A 16,380-nucleotide genomic window follows, 5' to 3' on the forward strand; every position below is an offset into this window, starting at 1 on the left:
TAAACGTGACCACAATGGACTACGGGGCAATACAACGACGCTCGTTGCGCGTACTTGCCACCGGTCAGGTTCTCGGTGGTCTCGGAATGGGTGCCGCGTTCTCCCTTGGGTCGCTGCTGACGGCTTCTGTCGGCGGTTCACCTGCATTTGCCGGACTTTCCGCCACCATGTCCACGTTGGGTACAGCACTCTTTGCTATTCCCCTTGCGCGTCTAGCTGGTCGGGTTGGACGACGTTTTGCCTTGGCAACCGGAGGTGCAATCGGCCTCGTTGGCGCAATCATGGTCATCGTTTCAGCTTCGCTGAACAACCTCCCGCTTCTACTTGCCAGCATGCTCACCCTCGGTGCTGGTGGCGCTGTGAACTTGCAAACCCGCTTCGCTGCAGCTGATCTGGCAAAGCCAGAAACCCGAGCACGCGATCTGTCTTTGGTGGTGTGGGCAACAACGATTGGTGTTGTTGCCGGGCCCAACCTGGTTGGTCCGGGTGACCTTCTGGGGGAGAAGCTGGGACTACCTGCCCTCACCGGAGCATTCGCCATTGCGGCGGTTGCCCAGTTACTTTCCGCGATTTTGTATCTTTCTGCACTGCGTCCAGATCCCCTTCTTATTGCCAGAGCGAGAGCGTCTTCTGAAGGTGGAGTCCAGACACCTCCTCGTCGAGGTTTTGGCGTGGCCATTCGCATTCTTGCTGAATCGCCGGCAGCAGCTGTTGCTGTCTTTGCTTTAGCCATGAGCCACGCCACCATGGTGGCGGTAATGGCGATGACGCCAGTTCACCTGGCCTTGCATGGTGTGATTATTCCCCTGATTGGGTTGACCATCAGTTTGCACACCGCGGGGATGTATGCGTTCTCACCAGTGTTTGGTTGGTTGGCAGACCGCATTGGTCGAACACCCGTCATTCTGATTGGACAAGCAATCCTGTTGTTGTCGTTGCTGGTGAACTTCTCTGCACCAGATTCTGTCCTCGCGGTGACCATTGCCCTGATTTTGTTGGGACTGGGGTGGTCGGCAGCAACAGTGGCCTCCAGTGCACTGTTGACCGAGTCCGTTGCTGCCCAGGACCGCACCACCGTTCAAGGGTTCTCTGACACCGTGATGAGCTTGGCAGGTGCAGGCGGCGGGGCTTTGGCGGGACTCGTTCTTGCTGCCGTGGGCTATGGGCTTCTCAATATCTGGGTAATTACCCTGGTCCTCTTCGTGGTGATTGCCGTGCTCTCGCTCGGCTGGCGCACCAAGGCATCTGCCACGGCTTAAGATTGAGACGTGCCTACACGTCTTTCACACCTATTCCTCCGTACGCTGCGCGAAGATCCTGCTGAAGCAGAAGTAACCAGTCACAAGCTGTTGCTTCGCGCCGGTTACATTCGCCGCCAGGCCCCTGGAGTTTTCGCCTGGTTGCCGCTGGGTCTGCGCGTAAAGGCCAAGGTTGAGAAGATCATCCGTGAAGAGATGACTGCTGCCGGTGCTCAGGAAGTTCACTTCCCTGCACTGCTGCCCAAGGAGCCTTACGAAGTTACCGGTCGTTGGACCGAATACGGCGACGGCATCTTCCGCCTGAAGGACCGCAAGGACGCGGACTATCTGCTTGCTCCCACCCACGAAGAGGTCTTCACTCTTCTGGTGAAGGATCTCTACAACTCCTACAAAGACTTGCCGGTGTGCCTGTATCAAATCCAGGACAAGTACCGCGATGAGGCACGTCCTCGCGCAGGCCTCCTGCGTGGACGTGAATTCACCATGAAGGACGCATACTCCTTCGATGTCTCTGACGAGGGTCTCGCCGAGAGCTACCAAGCTCAGCGTGACGCGTATGAGCGCATCTTCACTCGTCTCGGTCTCGACTACGTCATTGTGAAGGCTGATGCCGGCGCCATGGGTGGCTCTCGCTCAGAAGAGTTCCTTCACCCCACTGAGGTGGGCGAAGACTCCTTCGTGCGCTCTGCAGGTGGATACACCGCCAACATTGAAGCCTTCACTACGGTTGTTCCACCTTCGATTCCTATCGAAGGTCAGCCTGCGGCACGTGTGTTTGATTCCCCCAACACTCCCACGATTGACACTCTTGTTGATCACCTCAACGCCACCGAGCCTCGTGAAGATGGCCGACAGTGGACTGCTGCTGACACGCTCAAGAACGTTGTACTGGCCCTGACTCACCTCGACGGCACTCGTGAGCTGATTTCGATCGGTCTTCCTGGTGACCGTGATGTTGAGCTGGCTCGTGTTGAGGTTGCCTTCGCTCCTGCTGCTGTTGAAGCAGCAACCGAAGAGGACTTCGCCAAGAACAAGAATCTGGTCAAGGGCTACATCGGCCCCTGGTCCGAAAAGGGTGCTGTTCTGGGCTCCGAAGGCACCTCCAAGATTCGCTACTTCGTTGATCCTCGTGTTGTCGATGGCAGCGCGTGGGTGACCGGTGCGAACGTGGACCAGAAGCACGTATTGAACGTTGTTGCCGGTCGTGACTTCAATGCTGACGGTGTTGTTGAAGCTTCTGATGTGCGCGCGGGTGACCCAGCACCAGATGGTTCGGGGCCTGTCGAGATTGCTCGCGGTATGGAAATCGGTCACGTGTTCCAACTGGGACGCAAATACGCCGAGGCGCTGGGGCTCAAGGTTCTGGATGAAAACGGCAAGCTCGTCACCGTCACCATGGGTTCCTACGGAATTGGTGTGACCCGTATCCTCGCGGTTATCGCGGAGACCAACAACGACGAGAAGGGCCTGATCTGGCCTGCCAATGTCTCACCCTTTGATATTCACGTCATTGCCACCGGCAAGGACGATGAAGTGTTCGAAGCAGCAGAGAAGATCGTGGCTGAGCTGGAAGATGCTCGCTACGAAGTTCTCTATGACGACCGTCCCAAGGTCTCTCCCGGTGTGAAGTTCGGTGACGCTGAACTCATCGGTGTTCCTACGATTGTCATCGTGGGTAAGGGTCTTGCCGACGGCGTTGTTGAGCTGTGGGATCGTCGCAGTAACGAACGCACCAGCGTTCCCGTTGCTGACGTGCTCAAGCACATCAAGTAATTACACGTTCTTAGTGCCACGTTCCCGCTGGGGGAGCGCGGTTCCATCATGCCCGCAGGTCGGGTAGCCTTAGAGTGCTGCGCCGGGAGGCGTGGGATTACAGGTGCGAATAGAGGAGGCCCACAGTGGACATCGATCTCAGAGTTCTCAAGCTCATGGAAACCGAAAAAGGTATTCCCTTCGATGAGTTGGTAGAGATCATCGAACAGGCCATCCTCACCGCCTACCAAAAGCACATGGTTCAGGCTGAGCCTCGTGTTGCGCCGGTGAAGAACCCTAAGAGCGCAACTGGACTCGGTGGTGGTGCAGGTTCTGCAGACACCGATACTCCTCGTGCGCCTCGTGTTGCTCCTGAGCTTCCTGAAGCTCGCGTTGAACTCGACCGCAAGACCGGAATCGTGACCATCTTTGTTCCTGAGAAGGACGATGAAGGCGTCGTCATCGGTGAAGCAGTAGCAACCCCCGACGACTTCGGCCGAATTGCCGCATTTGCAGCCAAGCAGGTCATCAACCAGCGTCTGCGCGACATCGCAGACGAGGCCGTAATTGGCGAGTTCAAGGGCCGTGAGGGCGACATCGTTTCCGGTGTGATCCAGCAGGGTCAGAACCCCAAGATGGTCTTCATCGACCTCGGCACCGTTGAGGCAGTGATGCCTCCAGAAGAGCAGGTTCCTGGCGAGGATTACTCACACGGTAACCGTATTCGTGTCTACGTCACCTCGGTCACCCGCGGAACCAAGGGTCCACAGGTCACTGTTTCTCGCACCCACCCTCAGCTCGTGCGCAAGCTCTTCACAATGGAAGTTCCTGAAATTCAGAGCGGCCTGGTTGAAATCGTTGCCTTGGCCCGCGAAGCAGGCCACCGCACCAAGATTGCGGTGAAGGCAACGGATCCTGCGATCAACGCTAAGGGTGCGTGCATCGGTGAGCTCGGACGTCGTGTTCGTGCCGTCACCGAAGAGCTCAACGAGGAAAAGATCGACATCGTCGACTTCTCCACCGACCTTCCCACCTTCGTGTCGAACGCTCTCTCACCAGCCAAGGTGTCGGACGCATTCGTTCTCGATGCAGCTACCAAGGCTGTTCGTGCCCTCGTTCCCGACTACCAGCTCTCGCTGGCAATCGGTAAGGAAGGCCAGAACGCTCGCCTGGCGGCGAAGCTTACTGGTGCCAAGATCGACATCCAGCCTGACTCCGTCATGGACGAAGACTAGGCAGCACCGCACGGCGGGAACCCCCGCCACAGCGTTGCTGGGGTATCATGGAACCTGTAAGGACGTGCATCGGCTGCCGTCAGCGCTCAGATAAGTCCGCTTTGTTGCGGGTTATCAACGTTGACGGCCGTGTTGAAGCGGATATTTCCGGTTCAGCGCCAGGTCGCGGTGCGTGGCTACACCCCACACCAGAGTGTTGCAATGAAGCAGTGAAGCGCCGAGCTTTCGGCAGAGCACTTCGCGCAGAAATTACTGACACTGAAACCATCACACAAAGGCTGAACGGCTAATGGACAACTAATGAGCGGCTCGAAATGAGTTCCGTCCGTAAGTAATGGTCTGGTCCTGTTTTAACAGGGCTCAGGCCCTAAGACAGGAGAATTGTGGCTGCCAAACCACGCGTACACGAAGTTGCTGCCGAATACGGCATCGACAGCAAGCTTGCTCTAGCCAAGCTTAAAGATCTCGGTGAGTTCGTTAAGGGACCATCGTCAACCATTGAGCCTCCCGTAGCGCGCAAGCTGCGTAACGCTCTTGAAGCAGAAGGCATGAAGCCTGTTCCTGCTGGAGAAGCTGCAGCACCTGCTCCAAAGGCTCCTGCGAAGGCAGCTCCCGCTGCTGAAGCTCCCGCAGCACCTGCTGCCCCCACTCCTGGCCCCAAGCCAGTAGCTGAGGCACCTGCTGAAGCGCCTGCGCCTGCCGCAGAAGCTCCCGCAGCTCCTGCTGAGGGTGGCGAGGCTGCACCTAAGGCTGCTGGTGGCGCACGCCCCGGTAACAACCCCTTTGCTTCTGCTCAGGGCATGGGTACTCGCCCCGCGGGTGCTCCACGTCCCGGTAACAACCCCTTTGCATCTGCACAGGGCATGGGAACCCGCCCCGCGGGCCCTAACCCAGGCAGCATTCCCCGCCCCATGGCTCCTCGTCCCGGCGGCATGCCACGTCCCGGCGGTGCCGGTGGCGCAGGTCGTCCCGGTGGTCCAGGTCGTCCAGGTGGTGCAGGAACTGGTTTCCAGCGTCCAGGTGGTGCTGGCGGCGGATTCCGTCCCGGTGGTGCTGGTGGAGCTGGTGCAGGTGCTGGAGCAGGCGCTCCCGCACGTCCCGGTTTTGGCCCTAACCGTCCCCCCGCAGGTGGCGGTGGCGGCCGTGGCCGTGGTCCCGGCGGTGGAACCGCTGGTGCTTTCGGTCGTGGCGGCGGAAAGTCTAAGGCACGTAAGTCGAAGAGAACAAAAAGAGCAGAGTTTGAACTCCGCGAGGCACCCTCGCTTGGTGGCGTAAGCGTTCCTCGTGGTGACGGTAACACTGTCATTCGTCTACGCCGCGGTGCATCGATTGCTGACTTCGCAGACAAGATCAATGCAACCCCCGGTAACTTGGTGACCGTTCTGTTCCACCTGGGTGAAATGGCAACCGCTACTGAGTCCATCGACGAGGCCACATTCGAAATCCTTGGTGAAGAACTGGGCTTCAAGATCCAGATCGTCTCGCCTGAGGAAGAAGACAAGGAACTCCTCGACGCCTTCAACATCGACCTCGAGCAGGAGCTCGAAGACGAAACAGATGAAGACCTCGAGATTCGTCCTCCAGTCGTCACCGTGATGGGTCACGTTGACCACGGTAAGACTCGTTTGCTCGATGCCATCCGTAAGACCAACGTCATTGCGGGTGAAGCTGGTGGAATCACCCAGCACATCGGTGCATACCAAGTCCACGCCAACCACGAAGGCGTCGACCGTCTCATTACCTTCATTGATACCCCCGGTCACGAGGCGTTCACCGCCATGCGTGCACGTGGTGCTCAGGTTACCGACATCGCGATCCTCGTGGTCGCAGCAGATGACGGCATCATGCCTCAGACCATTGAGGCACTAAACCACGCTCAGGCAGCTGGCGTTCCCATCGTTGTTGCTGTCAACAAGGTGGACAAGCCAGATGCGAACCCTGCAAAGGTTCGTCAGCAGCTGACCGAATACAACCTGGTTGCCGAAGAATACGGTGGAGACGTCATGTTCGTTGACGTATCTGCACTCTCGGGCATGGGTGTGACAGAACTGCTTGACGCTGTTCTCCTCACCGCAGACGCCGGTCTTGACCTGCGTGCGAACCCCAACAAGGACGCTCGCGGTATTGCGATTGAAGCTCGTCTGGACAAGGGACGCGGTGCTGTTGCTACCGTGCTCATCGAGTCTGGAACTCTTCGCGTCGGTGACGCCATTGTTGCGGGTACTGCTTATGGTCGTGTTCGTGCCATGGTCGACGAGAACGGTGTTGCTGTTGAGGCTGCAACTCCTTCTCGCCCCGTCCAGGTTCAGGGTCTGTCTTCCGTGCCTCGTGCCGGTGACACCTTCCTTGTTACCGAGGATGACCGTACTGCTCGTCAGATCGCTGAAAAGCGTGAAGCTGCAGAGCGCAACGCTCAGCTGGCTAAGGCTCGCAAGCGCATCTCACTTGAAGACTTCACCAAGGCACTTGAAGATGGCAAGGTTGAGTCCCTCAACCTCATCATCAAGGGTGACGTTTCCGGTGCTGTTGAAGCACTGGAAGAGTCCTTGCTCAAGATCGAGGTTGATGACAGCGTTCAGCTACGCATCATCCACCGTGGTGTTGGTGCTGTTACCGAGAGCGATGTTAACCTCGCAACCGTTGATAACGCTGTCATCATCGGCTTCAACGTTCGTCCCGACACCAAGGCACGTGAGCGTGCCATGCGTGAAGGTGTCGACATCCGCTTCTACTCGGTCATCTACTCGGCACTCGAGGACATTGAGAACTCCCTCAAGGGCATGCTCAAGCCTGAGTTCGAAGAGGTTCAGTCCGGTGTTGCAGAGATCCGCGAGATCTTCCGCTCGAGCAAGTTCGGCAACATCGCCGGATGTATTGTCCGCAGCGGAACGATTACTCGTAACTCGAAGGCACGCGTTATCCGCGAGGGTATCGTTATCGCCGATGGCCTAGCCATCGAGTCTCTGCGTCGCTTCAAGGACGACGCCACTGAGGTCAAGACTGACTTCGAATGTGGTATCGGTCTGGGTAAGTACAACGACATCCAAATCGGCGATGAGATCGAGACCATCGAACTCAAGGAAAAGCCCCGCGTTTAAGTGCGAGAAGAGGGGTCAGGTTGTCTCAACAGGGCCCCTCTTTACTTATCAGGTAAGGGAACATCATGGTTGATCACGCGAGAGCTCGTAAGCTCGGTGAACTCATTAAGGTCATCGTCGCGCAGGCACTAGAGCGCGGCGTTATCAAGGACACTCGTCTGGGCTTCGTCACGATCACTGACGTGCGCATGACTGGTGACCTCCAGCACGCCTCCATCTTCTACACCGTCTATGGCACCGATGAAGAGCGTGAAGAAACAGCTGCTGCGCTCAAGGCCAACACGGGACGTATTCGTGGTGAAGTGGGTCGCGGTCTGACCGTGCGCCTGACGCCCACCATCGAATTCATCCTGGACGCTTTGCCCGACAGCGCCAAGTCAATTGATGACTTGCTGGCTAAGGCTCACGCTCAGGACGAAGAGGTAGAAGCCCTCGCAAAGAAGGCGAAATACGCAGGGGATGAAGACCCCTATGTGAAGCCTCGTGAAGTTTCTGACGAAGACTAAGTACTTCAACAGTGAAGGCCTGGGAATGATCACATTCCCAGGCCTTCACTGTTGTTTGTAATGAAGTTATTTGTTGTTCTTGGATTTGATGCGTGCAACTTCAGCATCGATGGCTTCGTCAGTAATGAACTTGGGATCTTTGCCATAGGCGTCCAGCCCGGCAAAGAATGCACCGATCCCCATACCGAAGATTGCCCAGGCTGGCCAAAAGTATGTTCCGGGGGTCGTCATAAACCAAATGACAGTCAGAAGTGCTGAGACCCCAGCCCACACCCAGAGGTATTGCTTGAAATCAGCTTGTTTCTTGAGGCGCTTTTTAGCGAATTCACGCATCTCTGTTTCGTTCATGTTTTCACCTTACGCCGGGAGTTGGTAGCTGTCATCAGCGACAAGCTCAATCAAGCCGTCTTTGAGAAGCCCGGAAATTGCTCGTCCAAGCTGGGCCTTGTCTGGCCAGCAATCGTTCAGTTCTGAAGTTGACACGGTTCGGTGAGCTTCGCGAAGAATTTTCATCACAGCTCCGCGAGCTTGTCGGTCGCTGCCTTCGTATTTCTTTTGAACCGTTTTCTTGGGTCCCACGTGTTCGGGGTAACCGGCGTTTTTCCAGGCACAGGTCCGGGCAATGGGGCATATCTCACACTGAGGATTCCGAGCGGTGCAGATGAGTGCACCAAGTTCCATAATGCCGGCGTTGAAAGCGGGGGAGAGATCTGGAGTTGGTAACAAGGCGGCCATTGCTTCAAGGTCACGCTTTGTTGACGGCGGTCCTTGATCGGCATTGCCTTGGTTGTGTCGGGCAATGACCCGACGAATGTTGGTATCCACCACAGGTTCATGCCCGCCGAAAGCAAAGACCGCAATTGCTCGGGCTGTATAGGGGCCAACACCGGGCAGAGAAAGTAGGTCATCCACATTGCTCGGGACTTGACCGTTGAACTTCTCCGTAATGGTGACTGCGCAGGCGTGTAACCAGAGTGCCCTGCGGGGATAACCCAGGTTTGCCCACGCTCTCACGGCATCACCGGACGGTGATGCCGCCAGCGCGGCCGGGGTGGGCCAGCGGGTCAGGAACTCGTCCAGTTTGGGAATAACACGTGCCACTGGGGTTTGCTGCAGCATGAACTCAGAAACAAGAGAACCCCACGGGGTGAAGCCAGGCTGGCGCCAAGGTAGATCTCTACCGCCGGTTTCAAACCAGTCAATAATCTCCTGCTGCACGCGCTCCAGCGTAAAGGGTTATGAGGTTGAACTCACCTTTTTGAGTGACATCAGGGCCGCGAGCCACAGTGGAACCACGGCAAACAGCGCAACACAGACCATGGCCACGGCAATATCCACGTTTGCTTGGGAGAAAGCAGCTCCCTGAATCAGGGGAGTCAACGCGATGGTGAAGGGGAACGTGCCATAAAGCAAGACGCCTTGAAGCCAGAAACCTCGTGGTTTAACCTCGGCCATTTTTGCCAAGGCTTTCTTTGAGTTCAGCAGTGCCTGAACTACCAGGAGGAAAGCGAGGGTTTCGAAGAACCAGCCAAAGAAGTTGTGCAGGGGAATACCGAAGTAGGGGCCACCATCACGCCAGATCCACTGCTGCAGCACCGTGGCATGCCAAGGATCACTTGCCAGGTCCAGCAGTGTCATACCAAATGCCGCCATGGCGGATACGGAAACGAGCCACCAACCTCTGGCAGCAGTGGTCAACACTCCTCCGATGGAGCGTGCAACCATCAACGACGCATAGGCCATGGCGAAGTACTGCAGCTGAATCAGAGGAGGAACACCCAAAAGAAGTGGTCCCAGTGGGCCATCGGGGTAGTAATAGTTTCCAAAAACGAGGCCTGTGGCAACACCGAAAGCTTCACCCGAGAAACTAATCACCACAACAGCAAGAAATGAGAGCCACGCGGTCCGGGCCCCAGCCCAGCGAATGAAATGCCACATGGAGAACGTGACCGGCATCAGCCCGATGACCAGAGTGATGCTTCCAGGAGTTCCTGCAGGGACGAAAGCTGCTGCAAAAGATACGGCAAGAAGCAGCCACAAACCTACTGAGGTTTTTGGTGCAGTGGAGTTCGACATGTGCTCTCCCGGAGGCTGAAGTGAAGTTGTCTCACTCTACGACCGAAATTACGCTCCGCCAACGCCTAACAGGGAACCAACTAGGTATGTCGCGGTCACTGCGATAGCGCCGAAGAACAGCTGGCGGAGGGCACTCTTCCACCATGACTTGCGCGTGAAGCGTGCTGCAAGGCCACCAGCTACCAAGAGTCCAACGCCGCCCACGCCAAGCCCCAGCGCGAGAGATTCGAAACCAAGCGCGTAAGGGATAAGTGGAATGAATGCACCGCTTGCAAACATGGCGAACGAGGACGACGCCGCAACCCAAGGCGAAGGCTTGGAATCTGGATCCACACCGAGTTCTTGGGCAATGTGGATGCGAGCTGCTTGTTCTTTGTTTTGGTGAACCTCTGCAGCGGCAAAACGGGCAGTTTTTTCTGCCATGCCCATCTCGATGAAGTTGAGAACGAGTTCGTTCTCTTCACCCTCAGGGTTGCGGGCGTGAGCTTGACGCTCAATCTCAAGTTCGGAATCTACCTGCTCATTGGCGGTCTTGACCGAAGCATATTCACCGAGGGCCATGGAGAATGCACCAGCTACAAGCCCAGCAGCGCCGGTGAGCACAACTGTCTGCGCGTTTGCACCTGCTGCTCCAATACCTGCAATGAGGGCAATGTTCGACACAAGACCATCCATCGCACCGAAGACGGATGCACGAAGCCATCCGCCTGCGAGGTCGGGGTGGGAGTGATCGTATTCGTGCGGATCAGCGCCCTTGAGTGTGGTGGAGATCATGTGTGTCGGCTCCGTTAGAAGTCGTACTGCTCGTTTTCGAGCTCTTCTTCTTTGCTTTCGGCAACGACATCAGCGACTGCAAGTGCGACTGAAATTCCCCAGCCCAACCAGACCAGAATCAAACGCCAATCGCGAGGACCGCGCGCGGTTGCACGCAGCGCAGAAAAGCCACCGAAGAGCGCTCCGAGGACACTGGCGTTGAATAAGAACTTGCGCATGTTTCAAGGTTATCGGTTCGTCGGCACGCCCGCGCCTTTCAGCTTTTTGGGAAACTCCCCGCATAGGCTCAATGAGTCATGATTCGCTTTAGTACGGTCACCAAAAAGTACGCTGGTTCCTCGCGTCCCGCCCTTAACGGCGTTGACTTCGAGATTCTGCGCGGAGAATTCGTCTTCCTGGTGGGAGCGTCCGGTTCTGGTAAGTCTTCCTGCCTGCGTTTGATGATCAAGGAAGATAAGCCCAACGCTGGTTCTATCCACGTACTTGGCCAGGACTTGGGTTCGATCTCGAACCGCAAGATCCCCTATTTCCGTCGCAACCTTGGTGTTGTGTTCCAGGACTTCCGTCTTCTTCCTAACAAGACCGTCTTCGACAACGTTGCCTTCACCCTGCAGGTGATTGGTAAGTCTCGTGGTTTCATTCAGGAAGCTGTTCCTGATGTCCTCAAGATGGTGGGTCTAGCCGGTAAGGCACAGCGTTACCCGCACGAACTTTCTGGTGGTGAGCAGCAGCGTGTGGCTATTGCGCGCGCGATTGTGAACAAGCCCGCTCTTCTCCTCGCCGATGAGCCCACCGGTAACCTCGACCCCGCCACTAGCGCCGGCATCATGGCGTTGCTTGAGCGAATTAACGCCGGTGGAACCACCATTGTGATGGCGACCCACGCTGCTGACTTCGTGGACCGCATGCAAAAGCGCGTGATTGAGCTTGTTGCAGGTCAGATTGTTCGTGACGAACGTGAATCTGGCTATGGCAACACCGCAGCACTGCCCATTGTTGGTGCAGATGCGACCATCAACTCCACTGGTGACCACACGGCCGCAGCGGCAGCTGCGATGGCAGCAACAACGCGCCCACAGGGCATCGTGACTGCTTCCGAGCAGCCTCAGATCATTGAAACAACAGACATCGTGGTTCCCACCCCTGTATTTGAACAGGTTGATGAAATCACGATGGATGCTGTACCTGAGATCCCTAGTGCCTATGACACCGGTGAAATCGATGATCTGGGCGACCTCAGTGAACTCTTTGGCATGAACGATTCACGTCCAGTTCAGCGCCTCGATAAGCCTGCCTTCCAGGATGCTCCCGCAGCTTCTGGCGAGCCTGAGCCACTGACTAAGCCACAGGTTGACCTGAGCTCCTTGCCGTTGACGGAACGCCTACGCATTCAGGCACAGCAGCGCGCGAAGAACACCGGCAACGATGACCAGAATGTGGGGCCTGTTCGATGAGGTTCTCTCTGATTTGGTCAGAGGTTGCGAACGGTCTGCGTCGTAACTTCTCCATGGTTGTTTCGGTCATTTTGGTGACCTTCATCTCGCTGACCTTTGTCGGCACTGCAATCCTTCTTCAGATGCAGATCGGTCAGATGAAGAACTATTGGTATGACAAGGCACAGGTTGCTGTCTACCTCTGTACCGATGTCTCCGCTGGTGAAAACTGTCTCGACGGTGCTGCATCTGCCACCGAGGTTGAAGCAGTGAAATCTGCACTCTCAGGTGCGACGCTAGCTCCGTTCATTGACAAGTTCTACTTCGAAGACCACGAAGCTGCCTTCAAGAACTTCCAAGAACAGTTCAAGGGAAACCCTGTTGCTGAATACGTCACAGCTGATCAGCTAAATGAGACTTTCTGGGTCAACCTTAAGGATCCTTCGCAGTCCGCCGTCCTGGTAGAGGCACTCTCAGCTCAAAAGGGAGTTGAGTCGGTTACTGATCAGCGCAGTTATCTGGATCAGATCTTCTCTATCCTCAACTCCGCAAGTTACACCGCCATTGGTGTTGCCGGTCTCATGTTGATTGCTGCGGTGCTGTTGATTGCCACCACCATTCGACTCTCTGCCTTCTCGCGTCGTCGCGAGCTGGGCATCATGCGCTTGGTGGGTGCGTCTAACCGCTTCATTCAAACCCCCTTCATTCTTGAAGGTGTGTTTGCTGCACTGGTCGGTTCAGTACTGGCCGGCGGAGCCATTGTGGGAATCGTGCACTTCTTCGTTCAGGGTTACCTCGCCGTCAACATTCCATTGACGTCGTTCGTGGGTATTTCAGAAGCCCTGATTGTTGTTCCGGTCTTGGTTGTTGTGGGTTCATTGCTGGCAGCTATCTCTGCCAACTTCGCCATCACGCGTTACCTCAAGATTTAGTCGCTCCCTCAGGCGCGTAAACTAAGGGTTTGCGCACAACAAGCTGAAGGAGGTGTGCAATGCCTAAAGAACAAGGTCAAAAGGTTGTTGCCACCAACCGTAAAGCTCGTCATGACTACAACATCATCGACACCTATGAATGTGGTGTGGTGTTGTGGGGCACAGAGGTCAAATCTCTGCGCCAAGGCCGTGCATCCCTGACAGACGGCTACGCCTTCATCGAGGGTGGCGAAGCATGGCTAGACGCCGTACACATCCCTGAATACACCCAGGGCACGTGGAACAACCACGCACCTCGTCGCAAGCGCAAACTCCTGATGCACAAGCAGGAGATCCTCAAGCTTCACAACAAAGTCAAAGAGGGTGGTTACACCCTTGTTCCGTTGTCGCTGTATTTCAAGGACGGTCGAGCCAAGGTTGAGCTCGCACTTGCCAAGGGTAAGAAGGAATACGACAAGCGTCAGACCTTACGTGAACGTCAGGATAAGCGCGAAGCAGATCGCGCCATCTCTGCCCGCAAACACATGGGTGAATAACTCCTCAGTGCTGGGAATGTTTATTGTCAGCTGAGCGTTATACACTTCAACTGCGCTGAAATACGCGCCAGAGCGAGAGCAATCTCGCACACACAACTCAACAGCGCATGATGTGACAACGCACTCTCATGGGGATGATCGGATTCGACATTGCCTGCAAGCGGGAGAGAAGCGGGTCGAGGATGCAGGGATATCTCGTTAACGACCTCTGCAAAAAATAGGTGCAAAATCTAACCGCGCCGACTTCGCCCTCGCTGCCTAAGCGAGCCTGAAGTCCGTCAGACCGGAGGCGTCCCCGCTCCGTGTTCTGGCGTCATGAAGGGGACTTGCTGCAGTGTTATGCCTGAGGGCACTGCGGGACTTTAACTCAGACTGGGCTTGTCGACTTAGATGCTGGTAACAAAGGTCGGAGCCAAGTAGAACGCCTCTAATCAGCTACACCCGTAGAAGACTCACAATTTCAGCAGTGGACGGGGGTTCAATTCCCCCCATCTCCACCACTTCGTGAGTTGTTCACATCATGCGCTTGAGAGTAAACATCCCACCCAGGTATTGCTTGGGTGGGATGTTGTGTTTCTAGCCGTTGTAGCGGCCTTCGCGGTGGTTCAAAGCGAGGATGAAGTTGAACACAAAAGCTCCCACCGCTGAGTAAAGAACAATCACAGGGGAGGCAACAAAGAATGCCCCGGCCACAATCGCGAGGTCAATAACTAGCTGCACATAACCTGCCCGCCAGTGATACTGCTCCTGGGCTATCAGGGCAACCACGTTGAAGCCACCGAGCGAAGAGCGGTGCCTAAACAGGCCCAGAACGCCGATGCTGGCGACCACGTTGCCAGCAACTGCACCGAAGAGTGGATCAATACTCAGATGGCCAAGCTTCGCGGTGGTGAGCTGGGCAAAAAGAGACACCATCACAATGGCAACCAAGCTGCGCAACGTGAAGTTCCACCCCTTTTTCCACACTGCCAAAGGCAGGAAGGGAAGGCTTGCCACAATCCACACCACGCTGAAAGAGAAAGGTGTGGCATAGCTGATGAGGAGGGCGAGGCCGGCAATTCCGCCGGTCACTACATGCCCGCTATCCATCAGGAAAATACCGATGGCAGCCAGCAGGGATGAGGCTGTAATTCCAACAATGTCGTCAAGAAGTGAATGACTCTGGGCAGTTGTGCTGCGGGAGACATCACGAGTTGTGTTGTGCACACTCTTTTATAACTTCTGTGAAAGGTATCTGCTGGGTGTCAGTGAAGATTCTGTATGCGGGGGTGGACAAGTGATGGGGCGAGATATGAATTGGCCAAGAACTCCGTGAGTATCCCGGTTACACACCCCTCGCAGTGGTAGCGTTTCCCACAGTTGAGCGTATTAAAACGTGTGCGCTCGTTGTTGAAAGGGACCCACCTTATGGGCTACAACCGCCTCAAGGCATTTGAAGAAACTGGCTATGTTGTCCTGGACAGCTATGACCAGGCTGCCGACCCCAAGGAATGGCTCGACATTGAGTATGTCGACTGGAAGTCTTCCGGTGTTACCCGCTTCGCTCCTTTGGCTTCTGCCTTCGGCGAGATGGAATGCAACGGTTTCTGGAACCACACCCCTCCTCGCACCGACAAGGACGGCGTCTGGGTCAAGAAAAACGTAGATCTCGCTCCCATCCTGACCAAGCGTGCTCAGGAGCCCGGTGCGAACATTGGTCGCTGCCGCGTTATCGAGCTGCAGCCCAACAAGTACTCTGACGCTCTTTACAACATGCACCAGGACGACAACAACCGTTTGAACCCAGATGGCACCGGGTGGATTGTTCGTGGTTTCTTCAACCTCTCCGACAACCCAGACTCGATGATGATTCTGCGCGAAGACCGCCTGGACCCATCCACCGAGATCCGTATTCCTCTGCCCGCAGGTGCACAGCTCATCGTGGATACTCAGCGCTTCTGGCACGCCGTATGGCACCAGGGCGACGAGCCTCGTTACTGCCTCATCACCTCATGGGAGTCCGGTCCCGAGCTCGACGCGTACATCGAGAAGTACCACGGTAACCCTCGTGCCGTGAACTACCCACTGACCGATGAATTCATCGCAGCTGGTCAGGCTGAGTTCGAGCGTCGCCTTGAAGAGCGCCGCTTGGCTCTCCTCGCCAAGGGCATCGTCGAAGAAGGCGTCAAGGATCCTGAAGCGGAAGCAATGTAATTCTCTTCCTTAACGAAGTAAACCCCCGGTTATCGAAACCGGGGGTTTACTTGTGTGTGGTCTAGTTGGGAAGTGCTGCCTCAATTGCTTCGATAATCGCTGGATCGTCTGGCTTGGTTGTGGGGCGGAAGCGCTTGATTTCTCCGTTGGGGAGAACCAAGAACTTTTCGAAGTTCCACATCACAGGACCTGCCTTACCGCCAGCATCTTTGGTCTTGACCAGCTCAACATAGAGCGGGTGACGTTTACGACCATTGACATTAGCCTTCTCCATCATGGGAAAGGTGACTCCCCAGGTGGTGGAGCAGTATTCCGCAATATCGTCGCTGTTTTTGAGTTCCTGAAGGAACTGGTTTGAAGGAATGCCCACGACGGTGAAGCCGCGTGGTCCATACTTCTTCTGCAATTCTTCGAGCTGCTGGTATTGCGGAGAAAGTCCACACCTACTTGCCACGTTCACAACAAGAACTACTTTGTCGGAATAAGCGCCGAAGGTAGTGGGTTTTCCATCCAGAGTGGTCAGTTCAATGTCATTCAAGCTCATACTTCTGAGGCTAACGCGGCTTGCAGGGTGAAACAATGGAGA

At 55.9% G+C, this 16,380-nt stretch carries 17 protein-coding genes and 1 other RNA gene; 11 read left to right on the top strand and 7 right to left on the bottom strand.

Features of this window, described 5'->3' with window-relative positions; genetic code table 11:
• Positions 1 to 14 precede the first annotated feature (14 nt).
• The 6 genes from AURMO_RS02405 to rbfA all read left to right on the top strand — a co-directional run bounded on the left by AURMO_RS02405 (position 15) and on the right by rbfA (position 7,850).
• The gene (locus AURMO_RS02405) at positions 15 to 1,259 is read left to right on the top strand and encodes an MFS transporter (protein WP_110232984.1); all 1,245 of its coding nucleotides are present in this window, start codon (positions 15 to 17) and stop codon (positions 1,257 to 1,259) included.
• 9 nt (positions 1,260 to 1,268) lie between these two features.
• A complete protein-coding gene (locus tag AURMO_RS02410; protein ID WP_110232985.1) occupies positions 1,269 to 3,032 on the top strand; it encodes a proline--tRNA ligase in 1,764 nt (587 codons plus the stop codon).
• A gap of 125 nt (positions 3,033 to 3,157) precedes the next feature.
• The gene (gene nusA / locus AURMO_RS02415) at positions 3,158 to 4,246 is read left to right on the top strand and encodes a transcription termination factor NusA (RefSeq protein WP_110232986.1); all 1,089 of its coding nucleotides are present in this window, start codon (positions 3,158 to 3,160) and stop codon (positions 4,244 to 4,246) included.
• A gap of 47 nt (positions 4,247 to 4,293) precedes the next feature.
• Positions 4,294 to 4,536, top strand: coding sequence for a YlxR family protein (locus AURMO_RS02420; protein ID WP_110232987.1), 243 nt, complete (start codon positions 4,294 to 4,296; stop codon positions 4,534 to 4,536).
• Positions 4,537 to 4,629: 93 nt separating this feature from the next.
• Positions 4,630 to 7,344 (top strand): translation initiation factor IF-2, encoded by a 2,715-nt coding sequence (gene infB, locus AURMO_RS02425; RefSeq protein WP_110232988.1) that lies wholly within the window; start codon positions 4,630 to 4,632, stop codon positions 7,342 to 7,344.
• 65 nt (positions 7,345 to 7,409) lie between these two features.
• Positions 7,410 to 7,850: a 30S ribosome-binding factor RbfA gene (gene rbfA / locus AURMO_RS02430; protein ID WP_110232989.1), complete on the top strand. Its 441-nt coding sequence runs from the start codon at positions 7,410 to 7,412 to the stop codon at positions 7,848 to 7,850.
• Positions 7,851 to 7,916: 66 nt separating this feature from the next.
• Here rbfA and AURMO_RS02435 read toward each other — a convergent pair whose 3' ends face one another.
• Genes AURMO_RS02435 through AURMO_RS02455 form a run of 5 tightly spaced genes read right to left on the bottom strand, consistent with a single transcriptional unit; the run spans position 7,917 to position 10,918 of the window.
• Positions 7,917 to 8,198, bottom strand: coding sequence for a 2TM domain-containing protein (locus AURMO_RS02435; RefSeq protein WP_110232990.1), 282 nt, complete (start codon positions 8,196 to 8,198; stop codon positions 7,917 to 7,919).
• A gap of 9 nt (positions 8,199 to 8,207) precedes the next feature.
• Entirely contained in the window at positions 8,208 to 9,068 is an 861-nt protein-coding gene (locus AURMO_RS02440; RefSeq protein WP_239406854.1) for an HhH-GPD family protein, read from the bottom strand.
• Between the two features lie 18 nt (positions 9,069 to 9,086).
• Complete coding sequence (locus AURMO_RS02445) at positions 9,087 to 9,926, bottom strand: carotenoid biosynthesis protein (RefSeq protein ID WP_110232991.1); 840 nt, start codon at positions 9,924 to 9,926, stop codon at positions 9,087 to 9,089.
• Positions 9,927 to 9,974: 48 nt separating this feature from the next.
• Positions 9,975 to 10,700, bottom strand: coding sequence for a VIT1/CCC1 transporter family protein (locus tag AURMO_RS02450; RefSeq protein WP_110232992.1), 726 nt, complete (start codon positions 10,698 to 10,700; stop codon positions 9,975 to 9,977).
• A gap of 14 nt (positions 10,701 to 10,714) precedes the next feature.
• Positions 10,715 to 10,918 (bottom strand): hypothetical protein, encoded by a 204-nt coding sequence (locus tag AURMO_RS02455; RefSeq protein WP_110232993.1) that lies wholly within the window; start codon positions 10,916 to 10,918, stop codon positions 10,715 to 10,717.
• Between the two features lie 78 nt (positions 10,919 to 10,996).
• Between AURMO_RS02455 and ftsE the strand changes: the two genes are divergently transcribed.
• The 4 genes from ftsE to ssrA all read left to right on the top strand — a co-directional run bounded on the left by ftsE (position 10,997) and on the right by ssrA (position 14,101).
• Positions 10,997 to 12,154 (top strand): cell division ATP-binding protein FtsE, encoded by a 1,158-nt coding sequence (ftsE, locus tag AURMO_RS02460; RefSeq protein WP_110232994.1) that lies wholly within the window; start codon positions 10,997 to 10,999, stop codon positions 12,152 to 12,154.
• A complete protein-coding gene (gene ftsX / locus AURMO_RS02465) occupies positions 12,151 to 13,065 on the top strand; it encodes a permease-like cell division protein FtsX (protein ID WP_110232995.1) in 915 nt (304 codons plus the stop codon). Before ftsE ends, ftsX begins: the two co-directional genes overlap by 4 nt.
• Before the next feature lie 59 nt (positions 13,066 to 13,124).
• Complete coding sequence (smpB, locus tag AURMO_RS02470) at positions 13,125 to 13,601, top strand: SsrA-binding protein SmpB (protein ID WP_110232996.1); 477 nt, start codon at positions 13,125 to 13,127, stop codon at positions 13,599 to 13,601.
• 130 nt (positions 13,602 to 13,731) lie between these two features.
• Positions 13,732 to 14,101: a transfer-messenger RNA gene (gene ssrA / locus AURMO_RS02475) on the top strand.
• Positions 14,102 to 14,177: 76 nt separating this feature from the next.
• On the opposite strand, the gene AURMO_RS02480 is transcribed toward ssrA, so the two are convergent.
• A complete protein-coding gene (locus AURMO_RS02480) occupies positions 14,178 to 14,807 on the bottom strand; it encodes a YitT family protein (RefSeq protein WP_110232997.1) in 630 nt (209 codons plus the stop codon).
• Between the two features lie 201 nt (positions 14,808 to 15,008).
• Between AURMO_RS02480 and AURMO_RS02485 the strand changes: the two genes are divergently transcribed.
• The gene (locus AURMO_RS02485; RefSeq protein ID WP_110232998.1) at positions 15,009 to 15,794 is read left to right on the top strand and encodes a cupin domain-containing protein; all 786 of its coding nucleotides are present in this window, start codon (positions 15,009 to 15,011) and stop codon (positions 15,792 to 15,794) included.
• 61 nt (positions 15,795 to 15,855) lie between these two features.
• Here the strand turns inward: AURMO_RS02485 and AURMO_RS02490 are convergent, their stop codons facing one another.
• Positions 15,856 to 16,338: a glutathione peroxidase gene (locus tag AURMO_RS02490; RefSeq protein ID WP_110232999.1), complete on the bottom strand. Its 483-nt coding sequence runs from the start codon at positions 16,336 to 16,338 to the stop codon at positions 15,856 to 15,858.
• Between the last annotated feature and the right edge of the window lie 42 nt (positions 16,339 to 16,380).

This window comes from Aurantimicrobium photophilum, from assembly GCF_003194085.1.
GTDB lineage: Bacteria > Actinomycetota > Actinomycetes > Actinomycetales > Microbacteriaceae > Aurantimicrobium > Aurantimicrobium photophilum.

Excerpts from the sequence above, each read along its gene's own strand:
- AURMO_RS02405 (WP_110232984.1), top strand. The coding sequence starts at position 15 with ATGGACTACGGGGCAATACAACGACGCTCGTTGCGCGTACTTGCCACC.
- AURMO_RS02420 (WP_110232987.1), top strand. The coding sequence starts at position 4,294 with ATGGAACCTGTAAGGACGTGCATCGGCTGCCGTCAGCGCTCAGATAAG.
- rbfA (WP_110232989.1), top strand. The coding sequence starts at position 7,410 with ATGGTTGATCACGCGAGAGCTCGTAAGCTCGGTGAACTCATTAAGGTC.
- AURMO_RS02435 (WP_110232990.1), bottom strand. The coding sequence starts at position 8,198 with ATGAACGAAACAGAGATGCGTGAATTCGCTAAAAAGCGCCTCAAGAAA.
- AURMO_RS02445 (WP_110232991.1), bottom strand. The coding sequence starts at position 9,926 with ATGTCGAACTCCACTGCACCAAAAACCTCAGTAGGTTTGTGGCTGCTT.
- AURMO_RS02450 (WP_110232992.1), bottom strand. The coding sequence starts at position 10,700 with ATGATCTCCACCACACTCAAGGGCGCTGATCCGCACGAATACGATCAC.
- AURMO_RS02455 (WP_110232993.1), bottom strand. The coding sequence starts at position 10,918 with ATGCGCAAGTTCTTATTCAACGCCAGTGTCCTCGGAGCGCTCTTCGGT.
- ftsE (WP_110232994.1), top strand. The coding sequence starts at position 10,997 with ATGATTCGCTTTAGTACGGTCACCAAAAAGTACGCTGGTTCCTCGCGT.
- ftsX (WP_110232995.1), top strand. The coding sequence starts at position 12,151 with ATGAGGTTCTCTCTGATTTGGTCAGAGGTTGCGAACGGTCTGCGTCGT.
- smpB (WP_110232996.1), top strand. The coding sequence starts at position 13,125 with ATGCCTAAAGAACAAGGTCAAAAGGTTGTTGCCACCAACCGTAAAGCT.
- AURMO_RS02485 (WP_110232998.1), top strand. The coding sequence starts at position 15,009 with ATGGGCTACAACCGCCTCAAGGCATTTGAAGAAACTGGCTATGTTGTC.
- AURMO_RS02490 (WP_110232999.1), bottom strand. The coding sequence starts at position 16,338 with ATGAGCTTGAATGACATTGAACTGACCACTCTGGATGGAAAACCCACT.